The sequence below is a fragment of the Streptococcus sp. Marseille-P7375 genome (assembly GCF_902460365.1).
GTDB classification, from domain to species: Bacteria; Bacillota; Bacilli; order Lactobacillales; family Streptococcaceae; genus Streptococcus; species Streptococcus cristatus_I.
Window position 1 is genome coordinate 1 of the sequence record NZ_CABPTR010000007.1, and the last position, 19,815, is coordinate 19,815.

Genomic DNA, 19,815 nt, shown 5'->3' on the forward strand with positions numbered 1-19,815 from the left:
CGTCGGGCTCATAACCCGAAGGTCGTAGGTTCAAATCCTGCTCCCGCAATTTGGCTCGGTAGCTCAGTTGGTAGAGCAATGGATTGAAGCTCCATGTGTCGGCGGTTCGATTCCGTCTCGCGCCATATATCTTTAGAATTTCGGAAGGGTAGCGAAGAGGCTAAACGCGGCGGACTGTAAATCCGCTCCTTCGGGTTCGGGGGTTCGAATCCCTCCCCTTCCATGCTTAACGGGCATAGTTTAAAGGTAGAACTAAGGTCTCCAAAACCTTCAGTGTGGGTTCAATTCCTACTGCCCGTGTTTTGGAATATGGCGGGTGTGGTGAAGTGGTTAACACACCAGATTGTGGCTCTGGCATGCGTGGGTTCGATCCCCATCACTCGCCTATTTCTTTTGATTATTGGGGTATCGCCAAGCGGTAAGGCAAGGGACTTTGACTCCCTCATGCGTTGGTTCGAATCCAGCTACCCCAGTTACTTTGCCGGCGTGGCGGAATTGGCAGACGCGCTGGACTCAAAATCCAGTGTCCGCAAGGACGTGCCGGTTCGACCCCGGCCGCCGGTATAGTAATAAAGACAAGGTTTTCGAATCTTGTCTTTTTTTACAAATTTTTATTTTTGATTTGTTTGAGATTATTTATTTTATGATCATTCTTTTGCTTTATCTACAAATTTTTTCTGGCTGTTTAGATACAAGTAAGGATTCTTGTTTGTAATAGTAAATGACTTATCCAAGTCTTTCTAAGGAGAGAAGCATATGGCAATGATAGAAGTAGAGCATCTTCAGAAAAATTTTGTGAAGACAGTGAAGGAACCAGGATTGAAGGGGGCTTTGCGCTCCTTTATTCATCCTGAACAGCAGACCTTTGAAGCGGTCAAGGATTTGACCTTTGAGGTTCCCAAGGGGCAGATTTTAGGCTTTATCGGGGCAAATGGCGCTGGGAAGTCGACAACCATTAAAATGCTGACAGGAATTTTGAAACCGACATCTGGTTTTTGTCGGATTAACGGCAAGATTCCGCAGGATAATCGCCAGGATTATGTCAAGGATATTGGAGTGGTTTTCGGACAACGTACTCAGCTATGGTGGGATTTGGCTCTGCAAGAGACCTACACGGTCTTAAAAGAGATTTACGATGTGCCGGACTCGCTCTTCCACAAGCGCATGGACTTTTTGAATGAAGTCTTGGATTTGAAGGACTTTATCAAAGACCCCGTGCGGACTCTTTCACTTGGTCAACGAATGCGGGCGGATATTGCGGCTTCCTTGCTCCACAATCCTAAGGTTCTCTTTTTAGATGAGCCGACTATTGGTTTGGATGTGTCGGTCAAGGATAACATTCGTCGGGCCATCACCCAGATCAATCAAGAAGAAGAAACAACCATTCTCTTGACCACTCACGACCTGAGCGACATTGAGCAGCTCTGTGATCGGATTTTCATGATTGACAGGGGGCAGGAGATTTTTGATGGGACGGTGAGCCAGCTCAAGGAAACCTTTGGCAAGATGAAGACTCTTTCCTTTGAATTGGTGCCAGGGCAAAGTCACCTCGTCTCTCACTATGAAGGCCTACCTGATATGACCATTGATAGACAAGGAAATAGCCTCAATATTGAGTTTGATAGTTCCCGTTACCAGTCAGCTGATATTATCAAGCAAACCCTGTCTGATTTTGAAATCCGTGATTTGAAGATGGTGGATACGGATATTGAGGATATTATCCGTCGCTTCTACCGAAAGGAGCTCTAAGATGGTCAAATTGTGGCGACGTTATAAACCCTTTATCAATGCAGGGATTCAGGAGTTGATTACCTATCGAGTCAACTTTCTTCTTTATCGGATTGGCGATGTCATGGGTGCTTTTGTTGAGTTTTATCTCTGGAAGGCAGTCTTTGATTCCTCGCAGGAGTCTTTGATCCAGGGTTTCAGTATGGCGGATATCACCCTCTACATCATCATGAGTTTTGTGACCAATCTTTTGACTAGGTCGGATTCTTCTTTTATGATTGGGGAGGAGGTCAAGGATGGCTCCATTATCATGCGCTTGCTGCGACCAGTGCATTTTGCGGCCTCATATCTCTTCACCGAGCTTGGTTCCAAGTGGTTGATTTTTATCAGTGTTGGCCTTCCATTTTTAAGTGTCATTGTTCTGATGAAGATCTTTTCTGGGCAAGGTATTGTAGAAGTGCTGGGACTAACTGTCATTTATCTTTTTAGCTTAACGCTAGCCTACCTGATCAATTTTTTCTTTAATATCTGCTTTGGGTTTTCAGCCTTTGTTTTTAAAAATCTATGGGGCTCTAATCTGCTCAAGAATTCTCTGATTGACTTTATGTCGGGGAGTTTGATTCCCTTGGCTTTCTTCCCTAAGATTGTTTCAGATATTCTGTCCTTCTTGCCTTTTTCATCCTTGATTTATACTCCAGTTATGATCATTGTTGGGAAATACGATGCCAGTCAGATTCTTCAAGCGCTTTTGCTACAGTTCTTCTGGCTCATAGTGATGGTGAGCTTGTCTCAGTTGATTTGGAAAAGAGTCCAGTCATTTATCACCATTCAAGGAGGTTAGTATGAAAAAATATCAACGTATGCATCTGATTTTTATCAGACAATACATCAAGCAAATCATGGAATACAAGGTGGATTTTGTGGTTGGTGTGCTAGGAGTTTTTTTGACCCAAGGCTTGAATCTCTTGTTTCTCAATGTCATCTTTCAACACATTCCATCCCTAGAAGGCTGGACCTTTCAAGAGATTGCCTTCATCTATGGTTTTTCCTTGATTCCCAAGGGACTGGACCATCTCTTTTTTGACAATCTATGGGCACTGGGGCAACGCTTGGTGCGAAAAGGAGAATTTGACAAGTATCTGACTCGTCCTATCAACCCTCTCTTTCATATACTCGTTGAGACCTTTCAAATTGATGCCTTGGGCGAACTTTTGGTTGGTGGCATTTTACTAGCGACAACGGTGTCTAGCATTGCTTGGACTCTTCCCAAATTCCTGATTTTCCTAGTCTGTATTCCCTTTGCGACCTTGATTTATACTTCCCTGAAAATCGCGACTGCCAGTATCGCTTTTTGGACCAAGCAGTCAGGGGCTATGATTTACATTTTCTATATGTTTAATGATTTTGCTAAGTACCCGATTTCGATTTACAATTCCCTTCTTCGCTGGTTGATCAGTTTTATCGTGCCTTTCGCCTTTACGGCCTACTACCCTGCCAGCTATTTCTTGCAGGACAAGGATGGACTCTTTAATATTGGTGGTTTGATTCTAATTTCCCTTGTCTTCTTTTTCATTTCCTTGAAACTCTGGGATAGGGGCTTAGATGCCTACGAAAGTGCGGGTTCGTAAGAGGGAATATATAAAGTGTGAGATTTATATAGAAAGTCTATGAATAAGAGATCAATTAGATACAGTATAAAGACAGGGTTTGCTACCTTGTCTTTTCTAATATATTTTAAGATCTCTATCTTTCAAATTTTTATTTTTGCAATGAATAAATTCTACTTATCTTGCTAAAATGGTAGAATAGATTTAAGATTTGATAAGAAGGAGAGTCTAATGAAATTGAGATTGGAAAATAAAGAATCTGAACGTGTCCAAGAACTTGGGAATTTAATCCGAGCTTATAATCGCTCTAAACGGGAAGCTTCAACAAGTGATCCTCTCAATATCTTTGTCGAAGATGAGGACGGAAATTTAATGGGAGGCCTGGTATCCGAAACATTTGGTTATTGGCTTGAAATTGAGTATTTATATGTGTGTGAGGATTTACGGGGGCAAGGGCTTGGCTCGGATATTTTGCAAAGGGCGGAAGAGGAAGCTCGTGCCAGGAAGTGTAAGTATTCATTTGTGGATACCTTTCATTTCCAAGCGCCAGATTTTTATAAAAAGCATGGCTATGAGGAAGTGTTTAGATTAAAAGAATATCCCTATACAGGTGAGAGATACTATTATACGAAAGAGTTATAATTTATCAAAGGACAGATAGCAGATTTCTACCTGACAAATGTAGCAATTTTTGGTATAATATCATGAGGTGATTTTATGGCAAATTTGAATAGATATAAGTTTACATTTGGAAGCAAAACCTTAACTTTAACAACAGAACACGATAATCTTTTTATGGAAGAAGTGGAGCGGGTTGCCAAGGAAAAATATAAGGCTATTAAAGAGCAGATGCCTGCGGCAGATGATGAAGTCTTGGCCATTTTGCTGGCGATTAATAGTTTATCTACCCAGCTCAGTCGCGAGATTGAGTTTGATGATAAGGAAAAAGAATTGGAAGGCCTTCGTCACAAAATGCTCAGTGAGCTGAGAGAAAAGTCAGCTAATACAGGGGAAAGATAGTGTTTGCGATTATTATTTTACTAATATTGGCCTGGAGCTTTTATATCGGCTACTCGCGTGGTATTGTTTTGCAGGGCTATTATGCTACTGCAACCATGGTTTCCATGCTAGTGGCTGGAGCTTTTTATAAGAGTTTGGCCAAGTTTATCAGCCTTTGGGTGCCTTATGCTAGCGCTGCTAAAGGTAGCTCGACTTATTTCTTTGCAAGTTCTCAACTTTTCCATTTGGATAAGGTTTTTTATGCGGGGCTGGCTTATCTTCTTGTTTTCAGCCTTGTTTATATAGTAGGCCGCTTTTTGGGGATTTTTGTAAATTTAATTCCCTATCCGAATAAGTGGGATACGAAAGTTTTTAATATGGTCAGTGGGGCAATTGCGGTCTTCATCGCACTCTTTGTTATCGAGATGGGACTGACTATTTTAGCTACTGTGCCCATGTCCTTTATCCAAGAACGCTTAAATTCGAGTTTGCTGATTCGGTTTATTATCAATCATACGCCTGTAACTTCATCCATTTTACATGACCTTTGGGTCACAAAAATTATCGGATAATTAAGACTCAGTTGCCCTGTAGCTGAGTTTCTTTTTCAGTTTAAATCATATAGAAATAGAATGAACATGATGAATCATAAAATTTTAGAAACTTTGGAATTTGATAAAATTAAGGAGCTTTTTTCTCCCTATCTACTGACTGAGCTGGGAGAGTTAGAGTTAAAGCAGCTCCAGCCAAACAGCAAAAAAGAATCAATTGCTGCTGCTTTTTTGGAAATGTCCGATATGCGGCAGATTTTTGTGCAGCATCCGCACTTTAGTTTGGGAGCCATTCAGGATATTAGGGGTTTAACCAAGCGCCTAGAGCTGGATAGTGACCTGAATATCGAGGAGTTTCTGGCCCTCAAGCGGGTCTTGGCTGTGACGCATGAGCTGGTATCTTTCTACGGGGACTTAGAAAATATCCAATTGGAGCGTTTGGATCGTCTTTTTAACAATTTAGTAGAGTTTCCTAGTATTCAGGGAAGCCTGCAAGCTATCAATGATGGGGGCTTTCTCGAAAGTTTTGCTAGTGAAGAGTTGAGTCGTATTCGCCGGAAAATCCAAGAAAATGAAGTTCAGGTTCGAGATATTCTGCAAGAAATTCTCAAAACCAAGGGTGACATGCTGGCAGACCAAGTGGTGGCCAGCCGGAACGGCCGTAATGTACTGCCTGTGAAAAATACCTACCGTAATCGTATTGCAGGCGTCGTTCACGATATTTCAGCTAGCGGGAGTACTGTTTATATTGAGCCGCGGGCGGTGGTTAATCTCAATGAAGAGATTGCCAGCAGTCGGGCAGACGAGCGCTATGAAATTCAGCGGATTTTGCAGGCTATGTCGGATATGATACGGCCTCATGCGGCTGAAATTGCCAACAATGCTTGGATTATCGGTCATCTAGATCTGGTGCGTGCCAAAGTTCGCTTCATGCAGGAGACGGGAGCTGTGGTGCCAGACCTGTCGGAAAAGCAAGATATCCAACTGCTTAGTGTTCGCCATCCCCTGATTGAAAATGCAGTGGCTAATGACCTGCATTTCGGGCCAGACTTGACAGAGATTGTCATTACCGGGCCTAATACGGGTGGTAAGACCATTATGCTGAAGACTTTGGGCTTGGCTCAAATCATGGCCCAGTCAGGTCTGCCGATTCTGGCGGACAAGGGCAGTCGCGTCGGGATTTTCAGTCAGATTTTTGCAGACATTGGTGATGAGCAGTCCATTGAGCAGAGCCTGTCGACTTTCTCCAGTCACATGACTAATATCGTCTCTATTTTAGAGCAGGTTGATAGCGAGAGTCTGGTTCTGCTGGATGAGCTAGGAGCTGGAACTGACCCGCAAGAAGGAGCAGCTCTGGCCATTGCTATCTTGGAAGATTTAAGGCTACGACAGATTAAAACCATGGCGACAACCCACTATCCTGAGCTGAAAGCCTATGGGATTGAGACGGACTGGGTGGAAAATGCCAGCATGGAATTTGATACAGATAGTTTGCGGCCGACCTATCGCTTTATGCAGGGAGTACCTGGCCGCTCCAATGCCTTTGAAATTGCTCGGCGTTTGGGCTTGTCGGAAGTTATCGTTGGCCACGCCCAAGAGCAGACTGATACAGACAGTGATGTCAATCGGATCATTGAGCGCCTGGAAGAGCAGACGTTGGAAAGCCGCAAGCGCTTGGATAATATCCGCGAGGTGGAGCAGGAAAATCTCAAATTTAACCGAGCCCTAAAAAAACTTTACAATGAGTTTAACAGAGAAAAGGAAACCGAGCTCAATAAGGCACGCTTGGAAGCACAGGAAATCGTAGATATGGCCTTGTCAGAGAGTGAGAGCATTCTCAAAAATCTCCATGCTAAGTCCAGTCTCAAACCGCATGAGATTATTGAAGCCAAGGCTCAGCTTAAAAAGTTGGCACCAGAAACGGTTGATTTATCAAAGAATAAGGTGCTCAAGCAGGCTAAGAAAAATCGGGCGCCCAAGGTGGGAGATGATATCCTAGTCACCAGCTATGGTCAGCGGGGAACCTTGGTCAAGCAACTCAAGGACGGCCGTTGGGAAGCTCAGGTCGGTCTCATCAAGATGACTCTAGAAGAGCAGGAGTTCAACTTACTCAAGGCTGAAAAGGAGCAGCAACCTAAGCGCAAGCAGGTCAATGTGGTCAAGCGAACCAATACCAAAGGTCCAAGAGCCAGACTAGATCTGCGTGGCAAACGCTATGAAGAGGCTATGGAGGAGCTCGATGCCTTTATCGATCAGGCCCTTCTCAATAATATGGCTCAGGTGGACATTATCCACGGTATCGGAACGGGTGTCATCCGTGAAGGGGTGACCAAATATCTCCGCCGCAACAAGCAGGTCAAGTCCTTCGGCTATGCCCCGCAAAATGCTGGCGGCAGTGGCGCGACGATTGTAGTCTTTAAGTAAGAAGGATAAAGAAAAATGGCTGGTTAAGCCATTTTTTGTGCTATAATGTAGGCGTATAATAGATTGGAGGAAGAAGCCATGAGATTAAAACACGCATCAGATTCCTGCACGACTATTTTGGTGGGCAAGAAGGCTAGTTACGACGGTTCAACCATTGTGGCTCGTACAGAGGATTCACAAAATGGGGTTTTTACGCCCAAGAAATTTGTTGTAGTGGAGCCACAAGACCAGCCTCGCCATTATCAGTCAGTTTTGACATCCTTTGAGATGGATTTGCCGGACAATCCAGTCCGCTATACGGCAGTGCCAGATGCAGTTCCCAAAGATGGGATTTGGGGAGCTGCTGGGATTAACAGCTATAATGTTGCTGTCAGCGCAACGGAAACGATTACAACCAATAGCCGCGTGCTGGGGGCTGACCCTCTATTAGAATCAGGTATCAGCGAGGAAGATATTCTCACGCTGGTTCTTCCCTATATCAAAACTGCTCGAGAAGGGGTTCTTCGTCTAGGGAAAATCTTAGAAGAATACGGTACTTATGAGTCCAATGGGATTGCTATCTCAGATGTCAATGAAATCTGGTGGCTGGAAACCATTGGGGGGCATCATTGGATGGCGCGGCGCGTTCCGGATGATGCCTATGTGACCAACCCCAATCAGCTGGGCAGTGATTATTTTGAATTTGACAATCCTGAGCACTTCCTCTGTCATCCAAATCTCAAAAACTTTATCGAGGAAAACCATCTCAATCTGAATTACTCAGATGAGGGCTTCAATCCACGCTATGCTTTTGGCAGCCAGAAGGATAAGGACCGCCATTACAATACACCGCGAGCTTGGGATATTCAGCGTTTTCTCAATCCAGAAGTGGAGCAAGATCCAAGGAGTTTCTTCATCCCATGGTGCCGTAAGCCATACCGCAAGATTACGATCGAAGATGTCAAGTATGTCCTGAGCAGTCACTATCAGGATTCGCCTTATGATCCTTACGGAGCAGAGGGAGATCACAACAGTAGACGGGTCTTTCGGACTATTGGGATTAATCGGACAAGTCAGACAGCCATCTTGCAGCTACGCCCTAATCAACCGCAGGAAACGACTGGGATCCAGTGGCTGTCCTACGGCTCCATGCCTTACAATACAGCCGTTCCTTTCTTTACTCAGGTCTCAACTACACCAGACTATTTTGCCAATACGACGGACAAGGTTTCGACGGATTCTTTCTATTGGGCCAATCGTCTGATTGCTGGGCTGGCTGATGCTCATTTTAGCAGTCATGTCGGAGACTTGGATGAATATCAGGAAAAGACTATGGCCTGGGGTCATGAAATGATTGGTCGGGTAGACCGAGCTCTGGCTAAGGGCGAGGATGTGGACTTTGAAGCTGAAAATCAAGCCATGAGCGACAAGGTGCAAGAAGCGACAGACCAGCTCTTGGAGAAAGTTCTCTTGGATGCCAGCAATCTCATGACCAACCATTTCTCATTGAGTGATTAAGGTCCTACCCGTAGCAAATATTTTCTTTTCCTCTGGGTTTGGTGTACAATATTATCAAAAGTAAGCTATTCAAAGGAGAAGATTTATGGTAGCAGCAGTTACAGATGCAACATTCGCTAAAGAGACAAAAGACGGACTGGTTCTGATTGATTTTTGGGCAACTTGGTGTGGCCCATGTCGTATGCAGGCGCCTATCTTAGAGCAGTTGGCAGAGGAAGTTCATGAAGATGAACTGAAAATCCTTAAAATGGATGTGGATGAAAATCCTAACACTGCCCGTGAATTCGGCATTATGTCCATTCCAACCCTTCTGTTCAAGAAAGACGGTCAAGTCGTTAAGCAAGTAGCTGGTGTTCATACGAAGGAGCAACTGAAGGCGATTTTGTCAGAATTAAGTTAAGAAAGAAGCCTCAGGGCTTCTTTTTGCATTAAAAAACGTTTACATATTTAAAGTTTGTTATAAAATATTGACAAAAACCGAATATTATTTTAAAATAATAGAAAATTTAGAATAAACACCGAATGAAGTTTTTCAGAAATAAGTATTTGAGCCTTATGACTGTGAAATGGACGGAACTCTGGAGAGACCATGATTGGCACCGAAGGGGCAAGGCAGGCAACTGCTCAAACTCTCAGGTAAAAGGACAGAGCAAGGGAAGGACAAGAAACGGTCGTTCTCAGGCATCCAGAGTACATGTTTACACATGTACTTTTCTTTTTCTCGGTGTGGAAAAGGAGCAGAAGATTTATGTTGAAATTGCTGAATCAAATTGATTCTCTGGTCTGGGGACCTCCCCTCTTGATTTTATTAGTTGGAACGGGGCTTTATCTGACGCTTCGTCTGAGGTTGCTACAGATTTCGCGCCTTTCTCGCGCCTTTCGCTTAATTTTTGTTTCCGGTGAGGATCATCATGGAGATGTGTCTAGCTTTGCAGCTCTTTGTACAGCATTGGCAGCCACGGTTGGCACGGGGAATATTATCGGTGTAGCGACTGCCATAAAAGTTGGTGGACCGGGCGCCTTATTTTGGATGTGGCTAGCAGCTTTCTTTGGAATGGCAACCAAGTATGCCGAAGGTTTATTAGCGATTAAGTATCGTTCCAAAGATGCCCACGGAGCCGTTGCTGGTGGTCCCATGCACTATATTCTTTTGGGAATGGGCGAAAAATGGCGTCCGCTGGCTATCTTCTTTGCTGTAGCGGGTGTCTTGGTGGCTCTTTTAGGGATTGGGACCTTTACGCAGGTCAATTCCATTACAGAAGCTATGCAGAATACGATTCAGTTCCCTCCAGCTGTGACTGCCTCTATCTTGGCTATTTTGGTGGCTCTAGTTATTTTTAGCGGCATCCAGTCTATTGCTCGAGTGTCGACCAAGGTTGTGCCCTTTATGGCGGCTATTTATATCTTGGGGACTGTGACTGTCTTAGCGGTCAATCTAGATCGTTTGCTGCCAACTCTTCAGCTGGTCTTTAGTTCTGCATTTAGTCAGACGGCTGCTGTTGGTGGCTTTGCTGGTGCAACCATCCAGATGGCGATTCAAAATGGGGTCGCACGCGGGGTATTCTCCAATGAATCTGGTTTAGGATCAGCACCTATTGCTGCGGCGGCAGCCAAGACCAAGGAGCCTGTCGAACAAGGCTTGATTTCTATGACGGGAACCTTTATTGATACTCTGATTATTTGTAGTCTGACAGGTCTAACAATTTTAATCACAGGAGTTTGGGATGGCAATCTCAATGGTGTGTCCTTGACTCAGGCAGCCTTTGCGACTGTCTTTGCTAATTTTGGTCCAATCCTTCTATCCGTTTTTCTAGTTCTGTTTGCTTTTACCACTATTTTAGGCTGGAACTACTACGGTGAGCGCTGCTTTGAGTTCCTGTTTGGTGTCAAATATATTCGCTTGTACCGAATTATCTTTGTTGCTATGGTGCTCTTAGGGGGCTTTATTGAGCTAGAAGCAGTTTGGGTCATTGCCGATATTGTCAATGCCTTGATGGCCTTGCCAAATCTGATTGCTCTTTTGGCCTTATCTCCTGTTATTATTGCTGAAACCAAAAAGTATTTTGACAAGAAGGGCTAAGTTTCCATTTGCTGGATTTTTGAAAGAAGATTTTCTTGCTAAAGCTGCTTTGCCAGCTTTAGTTTTTTTATGGGTGAGAAATCTCTCGTCTTTTGTTATTGGTCAAAACATGGTATAATGAAGTATTAAGATTCTAGGAGGAAATGACATGCGTTGTCCCAAATGTGGCGGAAGCAAATCAAGTGTGGTTGACAGCCGGCAGGCAGAAGATGGAAATACAATCCGTCGCCGCCGTGAATGCGAGGAATGCCAGCATCGTTTTACAACTTATGAGCGCGTGGAAGAAAGAACCCTAGTCGTTGTCAAAAAAGATGGAACGCGTGAGCAGTTTTCTCGGGATAAGATATTTAATGGAATCATCCGTTCTGCTCAGAAGCGTCCAGTCTCAAGTGACGAGATCGAAGAATTGGTCAATCGGATTGAGCAAAAACTTCGCAGTCAGAGCGAAAATGAAATTGCCAGCGAATATATTGGCTCTCTGGTCATGGATGAGCTGGCCGAGCTGGATGAAATTACCTATGTCCGTTTTGCCAGTGTTTATCGGAGTTTTAAGGATGTTGGCGAGTTGGAAAGCCTTTTGAAGCAGATTACCAAGGGTTCTAAGAAGAAAAAGGAAAAATAATGGCTTATGAAACCAAATGATCATTTTTCTTTCTTGTCTAATAACCAGGTCAGTCAGGATATGAGCGGGCTGACCCGTTATTATCTACCTATTGTGGGCAAGGATGCAGTAGCGCTTTATCTTTATCTGGTTTCTTTTTGGGATGACGGAGCTCAGCAGCGACTTTTCAGCCATATTTTAAATCATCTTGATTTTGGTATGGAAGTATTGGAGAGGAGCTTGGAGCGCCTATCAGCTATTGGCTTGCTAGAGCTTCTCCAGACGGAGACGGGATTTTTCATCCGACTCTATCCAACCTTGTCCGCTGAGGACTTCTTTGCTCATCATGTGTACAGTAGTCTTTTGGAGAAAAAGATTGGTCAGGCGGCAGTAGATAAGCTACGACCGGAAAATCCAGCTGGGCAAAAGATCGGTGCTTCTTTTAGCCAGATCTATGGCATGGAAGAAGTCAGTCCGATGAGAAACAGTCGCCAGAATGATTTTGACTTGACGCATTTTAAACAGAGAATGGCTCAGGATGGCTTGCGTTTTGCAGATGAAAAATCGGATCTCTTGGACTTGTTTGCTATTGCGGAGCAGAAGAAATGGACGTGGTATGAGACCTATGTCTTAGCGCGTGAAACAGCTGTGTCACATGTGATTTCGACGAAACGGATGCAGCAAAAGATTCTGCAAAAACCAGTTTCGGGAGATTTTTCTCAGCAAGAGCAGTCTATTATCCGTGAGGCTAAAAGCAAGCAGCCCTTGTTCTTTTTGGCAGAAATCAAGAAAACCCGTCAGGCGGCCATTACGCGTAGTGAACGGAAGCTGATTCAGGATTTGGCAGAGATGGGACTGTTGGATGAAGTTATCAATATCATCCTGCTACTGACTTTTAATAAGGTAGATTCGGCCAATCTCAATGAGAAGTATGCCCTCAAGGTGGCCAATGACTTTTCTTATCAAAAGGTGACCTCGGCTGAAGAGGCAGTCCTGAAAATCCGTGAGCGCAACCAGCAGACGAATAATCGTCCTGCGCAAGTCAGCCCAGCTTCTGCTAAAAGCAATGTGCCGAACTGGAGTCAGCCAGATTACAAAAATGAAACTAGCTTAGAAAAACAAGCGGAACTAGAAGAACAAAAAAGAAGGCTTTTAGCGAGACTGGAAGAGGGAGGCGATTAAATGGAAAAAATAGGACAGAATATGCCTCATATGAATAGGGTGCGGCAGTTTGACTATCAGGAGCTGGTCAAGCAGATTATGGCCGATCCAGATGTGGCAGCCTTTATCCAGCAGGAAAAGCTGACCCAAGCTGAGATTCAGCGGAGTGTCTCCAAGTTTAACCAGTATATTACGGAGCGCAACCGCTTTTTGCTGGGGGACGAGACCTATATTGCTAAAGGATATAAGCCAATCTTGGTGAAAAATGAAGGCTATGCGGATGTTGACTATGAAGAGACGCCTGAGTTGATTGAGCAGGAGAGACAGGAGGCTATTAGAAGCCGTCTCAATCTTATCAGCCTACCAGCCAGTCTCAAGGAAGCAAGCCTAGCTCAGGTGGATTTAGACGATGTTGGCCGCTACAAGGCTTTTGAACTGTTGACCAACTTTGTTGCCGAGTTTCCGCATTATCAGAAGGCTGTTTATCTCTACGGGGATTTTGGAGTCGGGAAGAGCTATATGATGGCTGCTCTGGCGCATGATTTGTCAGAAAAACGCAGTGTTTCAACGACACTGATCCACTATCCAAGCTTTGTTTTGGATGTTAAGAATGCGATCAGTTCCGGCTTGGTCAAGGACAAGATTGACCAAGTCAAGACAGCTCAAGTGCTGATTTTGGACGATATCGGTGCAGAGCAGTCTAGCCCCTGGATGCGCGATGAGATTTTGCAGGTCATTCTCCAGCACCGTATGCAGGAAAATCTGCCAACTTTCTTTACTTCTAACTTTAGTTTTTCGGATTTAGAGCGTCACTTTGCTAGCTCTAAGAATGGCGATGAGACTTGGCAGGCCAAGCGGGTTATGGAGCGAATTAAGTTTCTGGCTCAGGAGGTACGCCTAGAAGGAGAGAACCGCCGATGAATGAAACAATTAACTTGATGAATGCTCACACGTCTGTTCGCCGCTTTACGGAGGAGCAGATTTCGGATAAAGAATTACATGCCATCATTAATGCTGGTCGAGCTGCGTCCAGCTGGAAGAATTTCCAGTCTTACTCTATCATTGTGGTGCGAAGCAAAGAGAAAAAAGAAGCTCTCTTTGACCTGGTGCCCCAAGAAGCCATTAGGCAGTCTTCGGCCTTCCTGCTTTTTGTCGGCGACCTCAATCGTGCCCAAAAGGGCGTTCACATGCATACGGAAGACTTTTATCCTGAGGGGTCGGAGAATCTCCTGATCAGCTCAGTAGATGCTGCTTTAGCTGGACAAAATACCCTGTTAGCAGCTGAAAGTTTGGGTTATGGTGGAGTAATCATTGGACTGGTTCGTTATGCTGCCAGTCAAATAGCAGAGCTTTTCAAGTTGCCGGACTACACTTATCCAGTCTTTGGGATTGCTCTGGGAACTCCCAACCAGAACCATGCAGTCAAGCCACGTCTGCCTTATGAAGCAGTGGTCTTTGAGGAAGAATATCGTGAACAGGATCGTTCAACTATCCAAGCCTATGACCGCGTTCAGACTGAATATGCCGGCGAGCGAGCTAAGGAAACCTGGAGTCAGCGCCTAGCTGCCCAATTTGGTCAGGAGCCAAATCAGGCTATTGACCAACTATTCAAAGAAAAGAAATTAGAAAAGTAGGACGGAGTTTGGCTCTGTCCTAAAGAATGAAAGAGGAAAAACATGGCCTTACCAACTATTGCCATTGTCGGCCGTCCTAATGTCGGCAAGTCAACGTTATTTAACCGGATTGCGGGTGAGCGGATTTCCATTGTGGAAGACGTGGAAGGGGTTACTCGTGACCGCATCTATGCGACGGCAGATTGGCTGAATCGTAAGTTTAGTATCATTGATACAGGCGGAATTGACGATGTTGATGCGCCTTTTATGGAGCAAATCAAGCACCAAGCTGAAATCGCTATGGATGAGGCTGATGTTATCGTTTTTGTCGTGTCTGGCAAGGAAGGTATCACGGATGCGGACGAGTATGTCGCTCGCATGCTCTATAAGACCCACAAGCCGATTATCTTAGCGGTTAATAAGGTGGATAATCCCGAAATGCGCAATGAAATCTATGATTTCTATGCGCTGGGCTTGGGCGATCCATTTCCAGTTTCTTCTGTCCATGGGATTGGTACAGGGGATGTTCTGGATGCTATCGTTGAAAATCTTCCACATGAGGAAGTGGTTGAAAATCCTGATATGATTAAGTTTAGCTTGATTGGCCGTCCTAATGTCGGCAAGTCTAGTTTGATCAATGCCATCTTAGGTGAGGATCGGGTCATTGCCAGTCCAGTGGCTGGTACCACGCGCGATGCTATTGATACGGTCTTTACGGATAGTGAAGGTCAGGAATTTACCATGATCGACACGGCTGGTATGCGCAAGTCAGGCAAGGTCTATGAAAATACGGAGAAATACTCTGTTATGCGGGCTATGCGGGCGATTGACCGCTCAGATGTCGTTCTGATGGTGCTTAATGCCGAAGAAGGAATTCGTGAGTACGACAAGCGAATTGCTGGCTTTGCCCATGAAGCTGGAAAAGGAATGATCATCGTCGTCAATAAGTGGGATACGCTGGAAAAAGATAACCATACTATGAAAGACTGGGAAGAGGATATCCGAGACCAGTTCCAATACCTTTCTTATGCCCCGATTATCTTTGTTTCTGCCCTGACCAAGCAGCGTCTCCATAAGCTGCCGGACATGATTAAGCAAATCAGTCAGAGTCAAAATACCCGTATTCCGTCAGCGGTGCTCAATGATGTTATCATGGATGCTATCGCGATTAATCCGACACCGACTGACAAGGGCAAACGTCTCAAGATTTTTTATGCGACTCAGGTAGCGACCAAACCGCCGACCTTTGTCATCTTTGTCAACGAAGAAGAGCTTATGCACTTCTCTTATCTGCGTTTCTTAGAAAATCAAATCCGCAAGGCCTTTGTCTTTGAAGGGACCCCAATTCACTTGATTGCAAGGAAGCGGAAGTAGGACTTGCTTCGGACTGTTTATAAAGAAAAAACAAGAGCGATTTCAGGGAATTCGTGGGCGGAAAGTTTATCCTTAAAACCCTAAACTTGCTAGCTCAAAATTGGAATAGACTGATGAGGGAAACTGAATTGGAAAAATTGAGTTTCTCTCATTTTTTGATGATGAGCTTTCTCCGTCTCAAGTCGGATTTGGGCTTAAAAAATGGTTTTTAAAAGAGTTTTAGCCTTAATTATGGTAAAATAATGTCTGAATACTATTAGCTATCAAATGAATTGAATGAGGTCTTTATGATGAAAATCGGAATCGATCAAATCGGTTTTGCGACCAGCAATTATGTTTTAAAATTAGATCATCTGGCTGAGGAGCGGGGCATTGATCCCAACAAGCTCAGCAAGGGATTATTGATGAAGGAGATCAGCATTGCTCCTTTAACTGAGGATATTGTCACTTTGGGTGCGACAGCGGCTGAGCAAATCTTGACTGTGGAGGACAAGAAGGCCATTGATATGGTCATTGTCGCAACAGAGTCTAGCATCGACCAAAGCAAGGCGGCTTCGGTCTTTATTCATGGTCTTTTGGGCATTCAGCCCTTTGCTCGTAGCTTTGAAATTAAAGAGGCTTGCTATGGAGCAACTGCTGCTCTAGACTATGCCAAGCTGCATATCAGACAATATCCAGAAAGCAAGGTCTTGGTTATCGCTAGCGACATTGCCAAATATGGGAAAGAGACGCCAGGCGAGCCGACTCAAGGTGCAGGCGCTGTCGCTATGGTGATCAGTCAAAATCCACGCATCCTTGAATTCAATGAAGATAATGTGGCTCAAACTCGTGATATTATGGATTTCTGGCGCCCAAATTACTCTACGACTCCTTACGTCAATGGTGTTTACTCAACCCAGCAGTACCTGGATTGTCTCAAGACGACTTGGAACGAATACCAAAAGCGTCATGGTTTAGCTTTGGGAGACTTTGCAGCGGTTTGTTTCCATCTTCCCTATCCAAAATTGGCGCTGAAGGGGCTGAATAAAATTATGGATAAAAGCTTGTCTCAGGAGGAGCAAAAGGGTCTGCAAGAAAACTTTGACAAGTCTATTCTCTATAGCCAAAAGGTTGGGAATATCTATACAGGCTCCCTCTTCTTGGGGCTCTTGTCTCTCTTAGAAAACTCTGAAGATCTTAAGGCTGGTGACAAGATTGCTCTCTTTAGTTATGGGAGTGGCGCTGTGGCCGAGATTTTTAGTGCCAATCTGGTAGAAGGTTATGAGAAACAGCTGACGACTAATCGTTTGGAGAAATTAAATCAACGTCAAGAACTGACGGTTGCTGCTTATGAAGAGCTTTTCTTTGCCGAAGCCCAGCTAGATGAAAACGGCTCAGCTGTTTTCTCTGACTACGATGACCAAATTTACGCCTTAGTTCAAATCGATCAACACCAGCGCAAGTATATCAAAGTTGAGAAATCATCATGAAAATAAATTGGACCGGATTTTCTAAAAAAACGCCTGCAGAGCGGCTAGAGTTTCTGAAAGCCCATGAGCTACTCCAGACTGAGAATTGGCAAAACCTTGCTAATCAAAGCCATTTACCGCTGGAGACAGCCAATCAAATGAGTGAAAATGTGCTTTCTATTCTGGCTTTGCCTTATTCGATTGCACCGGACTTTCTCATAGATGAGCAGGTTTATCAGGTACCTTTTGCAACAGAGGAGCCCTCTGTCGTTGCTGCTGCTAGTTTTGCAGCAAAAATCATTCAGCGCAACGGCGGTTTCAAGACCAAGATTCATAATCGGCAGATGGTTGGGCAGGTCGCACTCTATGATGTGCCCGATGTAGCTAAAGCCTTAGAGCAAATCCAAAATGAGAAGTCAGCTTTATTAGAATTGGCAAATCAAGCCCATCCTTCCATCGTCAAGCGAGGAGGTGGGGCGCGTGATTTGAGAACGGATTTCCTGGAGGGAGAGACGGACTTTCTAGTTGTCTACCTTGTCGTGGACACTCAGGAAGCCATGGGTGCCAATATCCTTAATACAATGCTAGAAGCCCTAAAAGAACGGTTAGAGGAGTTAACAGGTGGACAGAGCTTGATGGCTATCTTATCTAACTATGCGACTGAAGCGCTTGTAACAGCCTCTTGCGAAATTGATTTCCACTCACTCAGTCGAGATAAGGCAGAAGCCGAACGCACCGCCCAAAGAATCGCTCTAGCTAGTCAGTTTGCAAAGCAGGATCCTTATCGGGCCAGCACGCATAATAAAGGGATTTTCAACGGAATTGATGCAGTTCTTTTGGCGACAGGTAATGATTGGCGCGCTATTGAAGCAGGGGCCCATGCCTATGCTGCTCGCGATGGCCGTTATCAAGGATTGAGTAACTGGGAGGCCAATTTAGAGGAAAGAAAACTCTATGGCCAGTTGACTCTACCCATGCCGGTTGCGGCTAAGGGAGGCTCCATCGGTCTTAATCCAATGGTTGTCGCCAGTTTTGATTTATTGGGGCAACCGACAGCCAAAGAATTAGCTTCGATTATCGCTTCTGTCGGCTTAGCGCAAAATTTTGCGGCTTTAAGAGCGCTGGTGACTACGGGAATTCAGGCTGGGCACATGAAGCTCCAAGCTAAATCCCTAGCTTTATTGGCAGGTGCTCAGGAAGATGAGATTGCTACTGTCGTTGCAGAACTTCTTAAAGAGAAGCAATTTAGTCAAGCAAAAGCTAAGGAAATTCTAACCAAAATGCGTAAAGAAAAATGAGGCTGGGACAAAAGTCCTAGCCTCTCAATTGTCTTTGGATTGTCGAGCAAGCCGCAGTGGTTGAGTGGGCTCTACTAGGCTGATTTCATCAGTTTTTACAGCCCTACTCAACTGTGCGGAGGTGGGACGACGAAATCGAATTCTAACGAATTACCGATTTCTGTCCCACTCTCATTTTTTATAGTGAAGAGGATGTTTTTTAAGGTAGCTGTAAATCTTTAAAACAACCGTACCGCTAGCCATTCCGATAGAGATGACCAAAGCTAGGATAACGACCAAGGTAGCATTGACCATAGCATGACTGTAATCACCTGTCACAAAGAAGGCAGTTGTCCGGTAAGAAATATATCCAGGTACTAGAGGCGCTAGAATAGCCAAAATAAAGACGACAGCCGGCGTTCTATAGATGATGCTGAGGATTTGGCTGGCACAGGAACCAATGATGGCAGCCACGAAGGTTGCAATGATAACATTAGTCGGTCCCTTGAGCAAGAGATAGAGTAGCCAAGTAGCCATTCCTAAAACTCCGCCGGGAATCAGCATACTACGCTGGACATTTAGAACGATTAGAAAAGTGATGATAGCCAGTAGGCTGGCAAGGGCTTGCAGTAAGAAAGTCAAGATTGTCATAGGCTTATTTCATAAGAATGAGGGCGACAGAGGTGCCGGCGCCGAGAGCAAGGGTAATGAGGAGCGATTCGAAGAGCTTGCTCATCCCAGAATTGATATGGTTGGTCATGATATCTCTAACTGAGTTGGTCAGAGCGATTCCTGGGACGAAGGGCATGACAGCTCCTGCGATGATCAAGTCTGCTGTTGAATCGAATCCCGAATAGTAAGCCCAAATCTGGGCTAATAATCCGAAGACAAAAGCTCCAGCAAAGGCTGAAACAAAAGGAATTCGAATATATTTATCGACATAAAGAGAGAAAGAGAAGCCAAATAGAGTCGCGATACCGGCTCCAAGAGCATCGTAGAAATTTCCACCGAACATGATAGAAAAGAAAGGAGCACTGAGTGTAGCTGCTGTGATGAGTTCTCTTTTGCTATAGGGAACCCCTTTTGTTTTAAGCGCCTTTAGCTGTTCAAGAGCTTCTTCCAAATTGATTGCTCCACTGACTAATTGCCGAGAAACCTGATTGACATCGCAGACTTTCTCGATATTGTAGTTCATATGGATATTTCGCTTCATTCGAGAAATATTAGTATTTTCAATTGAAAAGAATATGGCAACGGGCATGGCTAAGGCATTGCAGTCCAGGATGCCTTGTGAATGGGCAATCCGGATCATAGTGTCTTCGACCCGATAAATCTCTGAGCCGCTTTGTAATAGCAAGGTCCCAGCTAGCATGATAACATCGACGGCCAGATTAAGATTTTTTTCATCTGTAGACATTTTCTCAGCCATTATATCCCCCTTTTTCATTTTACAAT

General features: G+C 44.6%; 19 protein-coding genes, 6 tRNA genes and 1 riboswitch. Of the genes, 23 read left to right on the forward strand and 2 right to left on the reverse strand.

What is annotated here, in order from left to right; all coding sequences use genetic code 11:
• Window positions 1-52 precede the first annotated feature (52 nt).
• From FZ954_RS11135 to FZ954_RS11245, 23 genes are all read left to right on the forward strand, one after another.
• Window positions 53-125 (forward strand) — tRNA-Phe (locus tag FZ954_RS11135).
• A 17-nt stretch (window positions 126-142) separates the two neighbouring features.
• A tRNA-Tyr gene (locus FZ954_RS11140) sits at window positions 143-223 on the forward strand.
• A 6-nt stretch (window positions 224-229) separates the two neighbouring features.
• Window positions 230-300: transfer RNA gene (locus FZ954_RS11145), tRNA-Trp, on the forward strand.
• A gap of 12 nt (window positions 301-312) precedes the next feature.
• Window positions 313-385, forward strand: a tRNA-His gene (locus FZ954_RS11150).
• 16 nt (window positions 386-401) lie between these two features.
• Window positions 402-473: transfer RNA gene (locus tag FZ954_RS11155), tRNA-Gln, on the forward strand.
• Between the two features lie 7 nt (window positions 474-480).
• Window positions 481-564 (forward strand) — tRNA-Leu (locus FZ954_RS11160).
• Window positions 565-756: 192 nt separating this feature from the next.
• Window positions 757-1,749 (forward strand): ATP-binding cassette domain-containing protein, encoded by a 993-nt coding sequence (locus FZ954_RS11165; protein WP_148878397.1) that lies wholly within the window; start codon window positions 757-759, stop codon window positions 1,747-1,749.
• Window position 1,750: 1 nt separating this feature from the next.
• Window positions 1,751-2,569 (forward strand): ABC-2 family transporter protein, encoded by an 819-nt coding sequence (locus tag FZ954_RS11170; RefSeq protein WP_148878398.1) that lies wholly within the window; start codon window positions 1,751-1,753, stop codon window positions 2,567-2,569.
• Window position 2,570: 1 nt separating this feature from the next.
• Window positions 2,571-3,356 (forward strand): ABC transporter permease, encoded by a 786-nt coding sequence (locus FZ954_RS11175; RefSeq protein WP_148878399.1) that lies wholly within the window; start codon window positions 2,571-2,573, stop codon window positions 3,354-3,356.
• Between the two features lie 210 nt (window positions 3,357-3,566).
• Window positions 3,567-3,977 carry a GNAT family N-acetyltransferase gene (locus FZ954_RS11180; protein WP_148878400.1) on the forward strand — a complete coding sequence of 137 codons (411 nt, stop codon included), beginning with the start codon at window positions 3,567-3,569 and terminating at the stop codon, window positions 3,975-3,977.
• A gap of 75 nt (window positions 3,978-4,052) precedes the next feature.
• Window positions 4,053-4,355 carry a hypothetical protein gene (locus FZ954_RS11185; RefSeq protein WP_148878401.1) on the forward strand — a complete coding sequence of 101 codons (303 nt, stop codon included), beginning with the start codon at window positions 4,053-4,055 and terminating at the stop codon, window positions 4,353-4,355.
• Window positions 4,355-4,906, forward strand: coding sequence for a CvpA family protein (locus FZ954_RS11190; protein ID WP_148878402.1), 552 nt, complete (start codon window positions 4,355-4,357; stop codon window positions 4,904-4,906). Before FZ954_RS11185 ends, FZ954_RS11190 begins: the two co-directional genes overlap by 1 nt.
• Window positions 4,907-4,975: 69 nt before the next feature.
• On the forward strand, window positions 4,976-7,309 hold the full coding sequence (locus FZ954_RS11195; protein ID WP_148878438.1) for an endonuclease MutS2: 2,334 nt from the start codon (window positions 4,976-4,978) through the stop codon (window positions 7,307-7,309).
• A 78-nt stretch (window positions 7,310-7,387) separates the two neighbouring features.
• Window positions 7,388-8,806, forward strand: a complete 1,419-nt coding sequence (locus FZ954_RS11200) for a C69 family dipeptidase (protein ID WP_148878403.1) — start codon at window positions 7,388-7,390, stop codon at window positions 8,804-8,806.
• An 85-nt stretch (window positions 8,807-8,891) separates the two neighbouring features.
• Window positions 8,892-9,206: a thioredoxin gene (gene trxA, locus FZ954_RS11205; RefSeq protein ID WP_148878404.1), complete on the forward strand. Its 315-nt coding sequence runs from the start codon at window positions 8,892-8,894 to the stop codon at window positions 9,204-9,206.
• A gap of 168 nt (window positions 9,207-9,374) precedes the next feature.
• Window positions 9,375-9,464, forward strand: a riboswitch (glycine riboswitch).
• 90 nt (window positions 9,465-9,554) lie between these two features.
• On the forward strand, window positions 9,555-10,886 hold the full coding sequence (locus FZ954_RS11210; protein WP_148878405.1) for a sodium:alanine symporter family protein: 1,332 nt from the start codon (window positions 9,555-9,557) through the stop codon (window positions 10,884-10,886).
• 148 nt (window positions 10,887-11,034) lie between these two features.
• Window positions 11,035-11,508 carry a transcriptional regulator NrdR gene (nrdR, locus tag FZ954_RS11215; protein WP_005591110.1) on the forward strand — a complete coding sequence of 158 codons (474 nt, stop codon included), beginning with the start codon at window positions 11,035-11,037 and terminating at the stop codon, window positions 11,506-11,508.
• Window positions 11,509-11,514: 6 nt separating this feature from the next.
• Window positions 11,515-12,669 carry a DnaD domain protein gene (locus FZ954_RS11220; protein ID WP_148878406.1) on the forward strand — a complete coding sequence of 385 codons (1,155 nt, stop codon included), beginning with the start codon at window positions 11,515-11,517 and terminating at the stop codon, window positions 12,667-12,669.
• Entirely contained in the window at window positions 12,670-13,569 is a 900-nt protein-coding gene (dnaI, locus tag FZ954_RS11225; protein ID WP_148878407.1) for a primosomal protein DnaI, read from the forward strand.
• On the forward strand, window positions 13,566-14,282 hold the full coding sequence (locus tag FZ954_RS11230; RefSeq protein ID WP_148878408.1) for an NADPH-dependent oxidoreductase: 717 nt from the start codon (window positions 13,566-13,568) through the stop codon (window positions 14,280-14,282). Before dnaI ends, FZ954_RS11230 begins: the two co-directional genes overlap by 4 nt.
• 42 nt (window positions 14,283-14,324) lie before the next feature.
• Window positions 14,325-15,635 (forward strand): ribosome biogenesis GTPase Der, encoded by a 1,311-nt coding sequence (gene der / locus FZ954_RS11235; protein WP_048765864.1) that lies wholly within the window; start codon window positions 14,325-14,327, stop codon window positions 15,633-15,635.
• 290 nt (window positions 15,636-15,925) lie between these two features.
• Window positions 15,926-17,104, forward strand: coding sequence for a hydroxymethylglutaryl-CoA synthase (locus tag FZ954_RS11240; RefSeq protein WP_148878439.1), 1,179 nt, complete (start codon window positions 15,926-15,928; stop codon window positions 17,102-17,104).
• Window positions 17,101-18,381: a hydroxymethylglutaryl-CoA reductase, degradative gene (locus FZ954_RS11245; RefSeq protein WP_148878409.1), complete on the forward strand. Its 1,281-nt coding sequence runs from the start codon at window positions 17,101-17,103 to the stop codon at window positions 18,379-18,381. Before FZ954_RS11240 ends, FZ954_RS11245 begins: the two co-directional genes overlap by 4 nt.
• Window positions 18,382-18,552: 171 nt before the next feature.
• On the opposite strand, the gene FZ954_RS11255 is transcribed toward FZ954_RS11245, so the two are convergent.
• Window positions 18,553-19,011 (reverse strand): threonine/serine exporter family protein, encoded by a 459-nt coding sequence (locus tag FZ954_RS11255; protein ID WP_045498515.1) that lies wholly within the window; start codon window positions 19,009-19,011, stop codon window positions 18,553-18,555.
• Between the two features lie 4 nt (window positions 19,012-19,015).
• Entirely contained in the window at window positions 19,016-19,789 is a 774-nt protein-coding gene (locus FZ954_RS11260; protein WP_148878410.1) for a threonine/serine exporter family protein, read from the reverse strand.
• Between the last annotated feature and the right edge of the window lie 26 nt (window positions 19,790-19,815).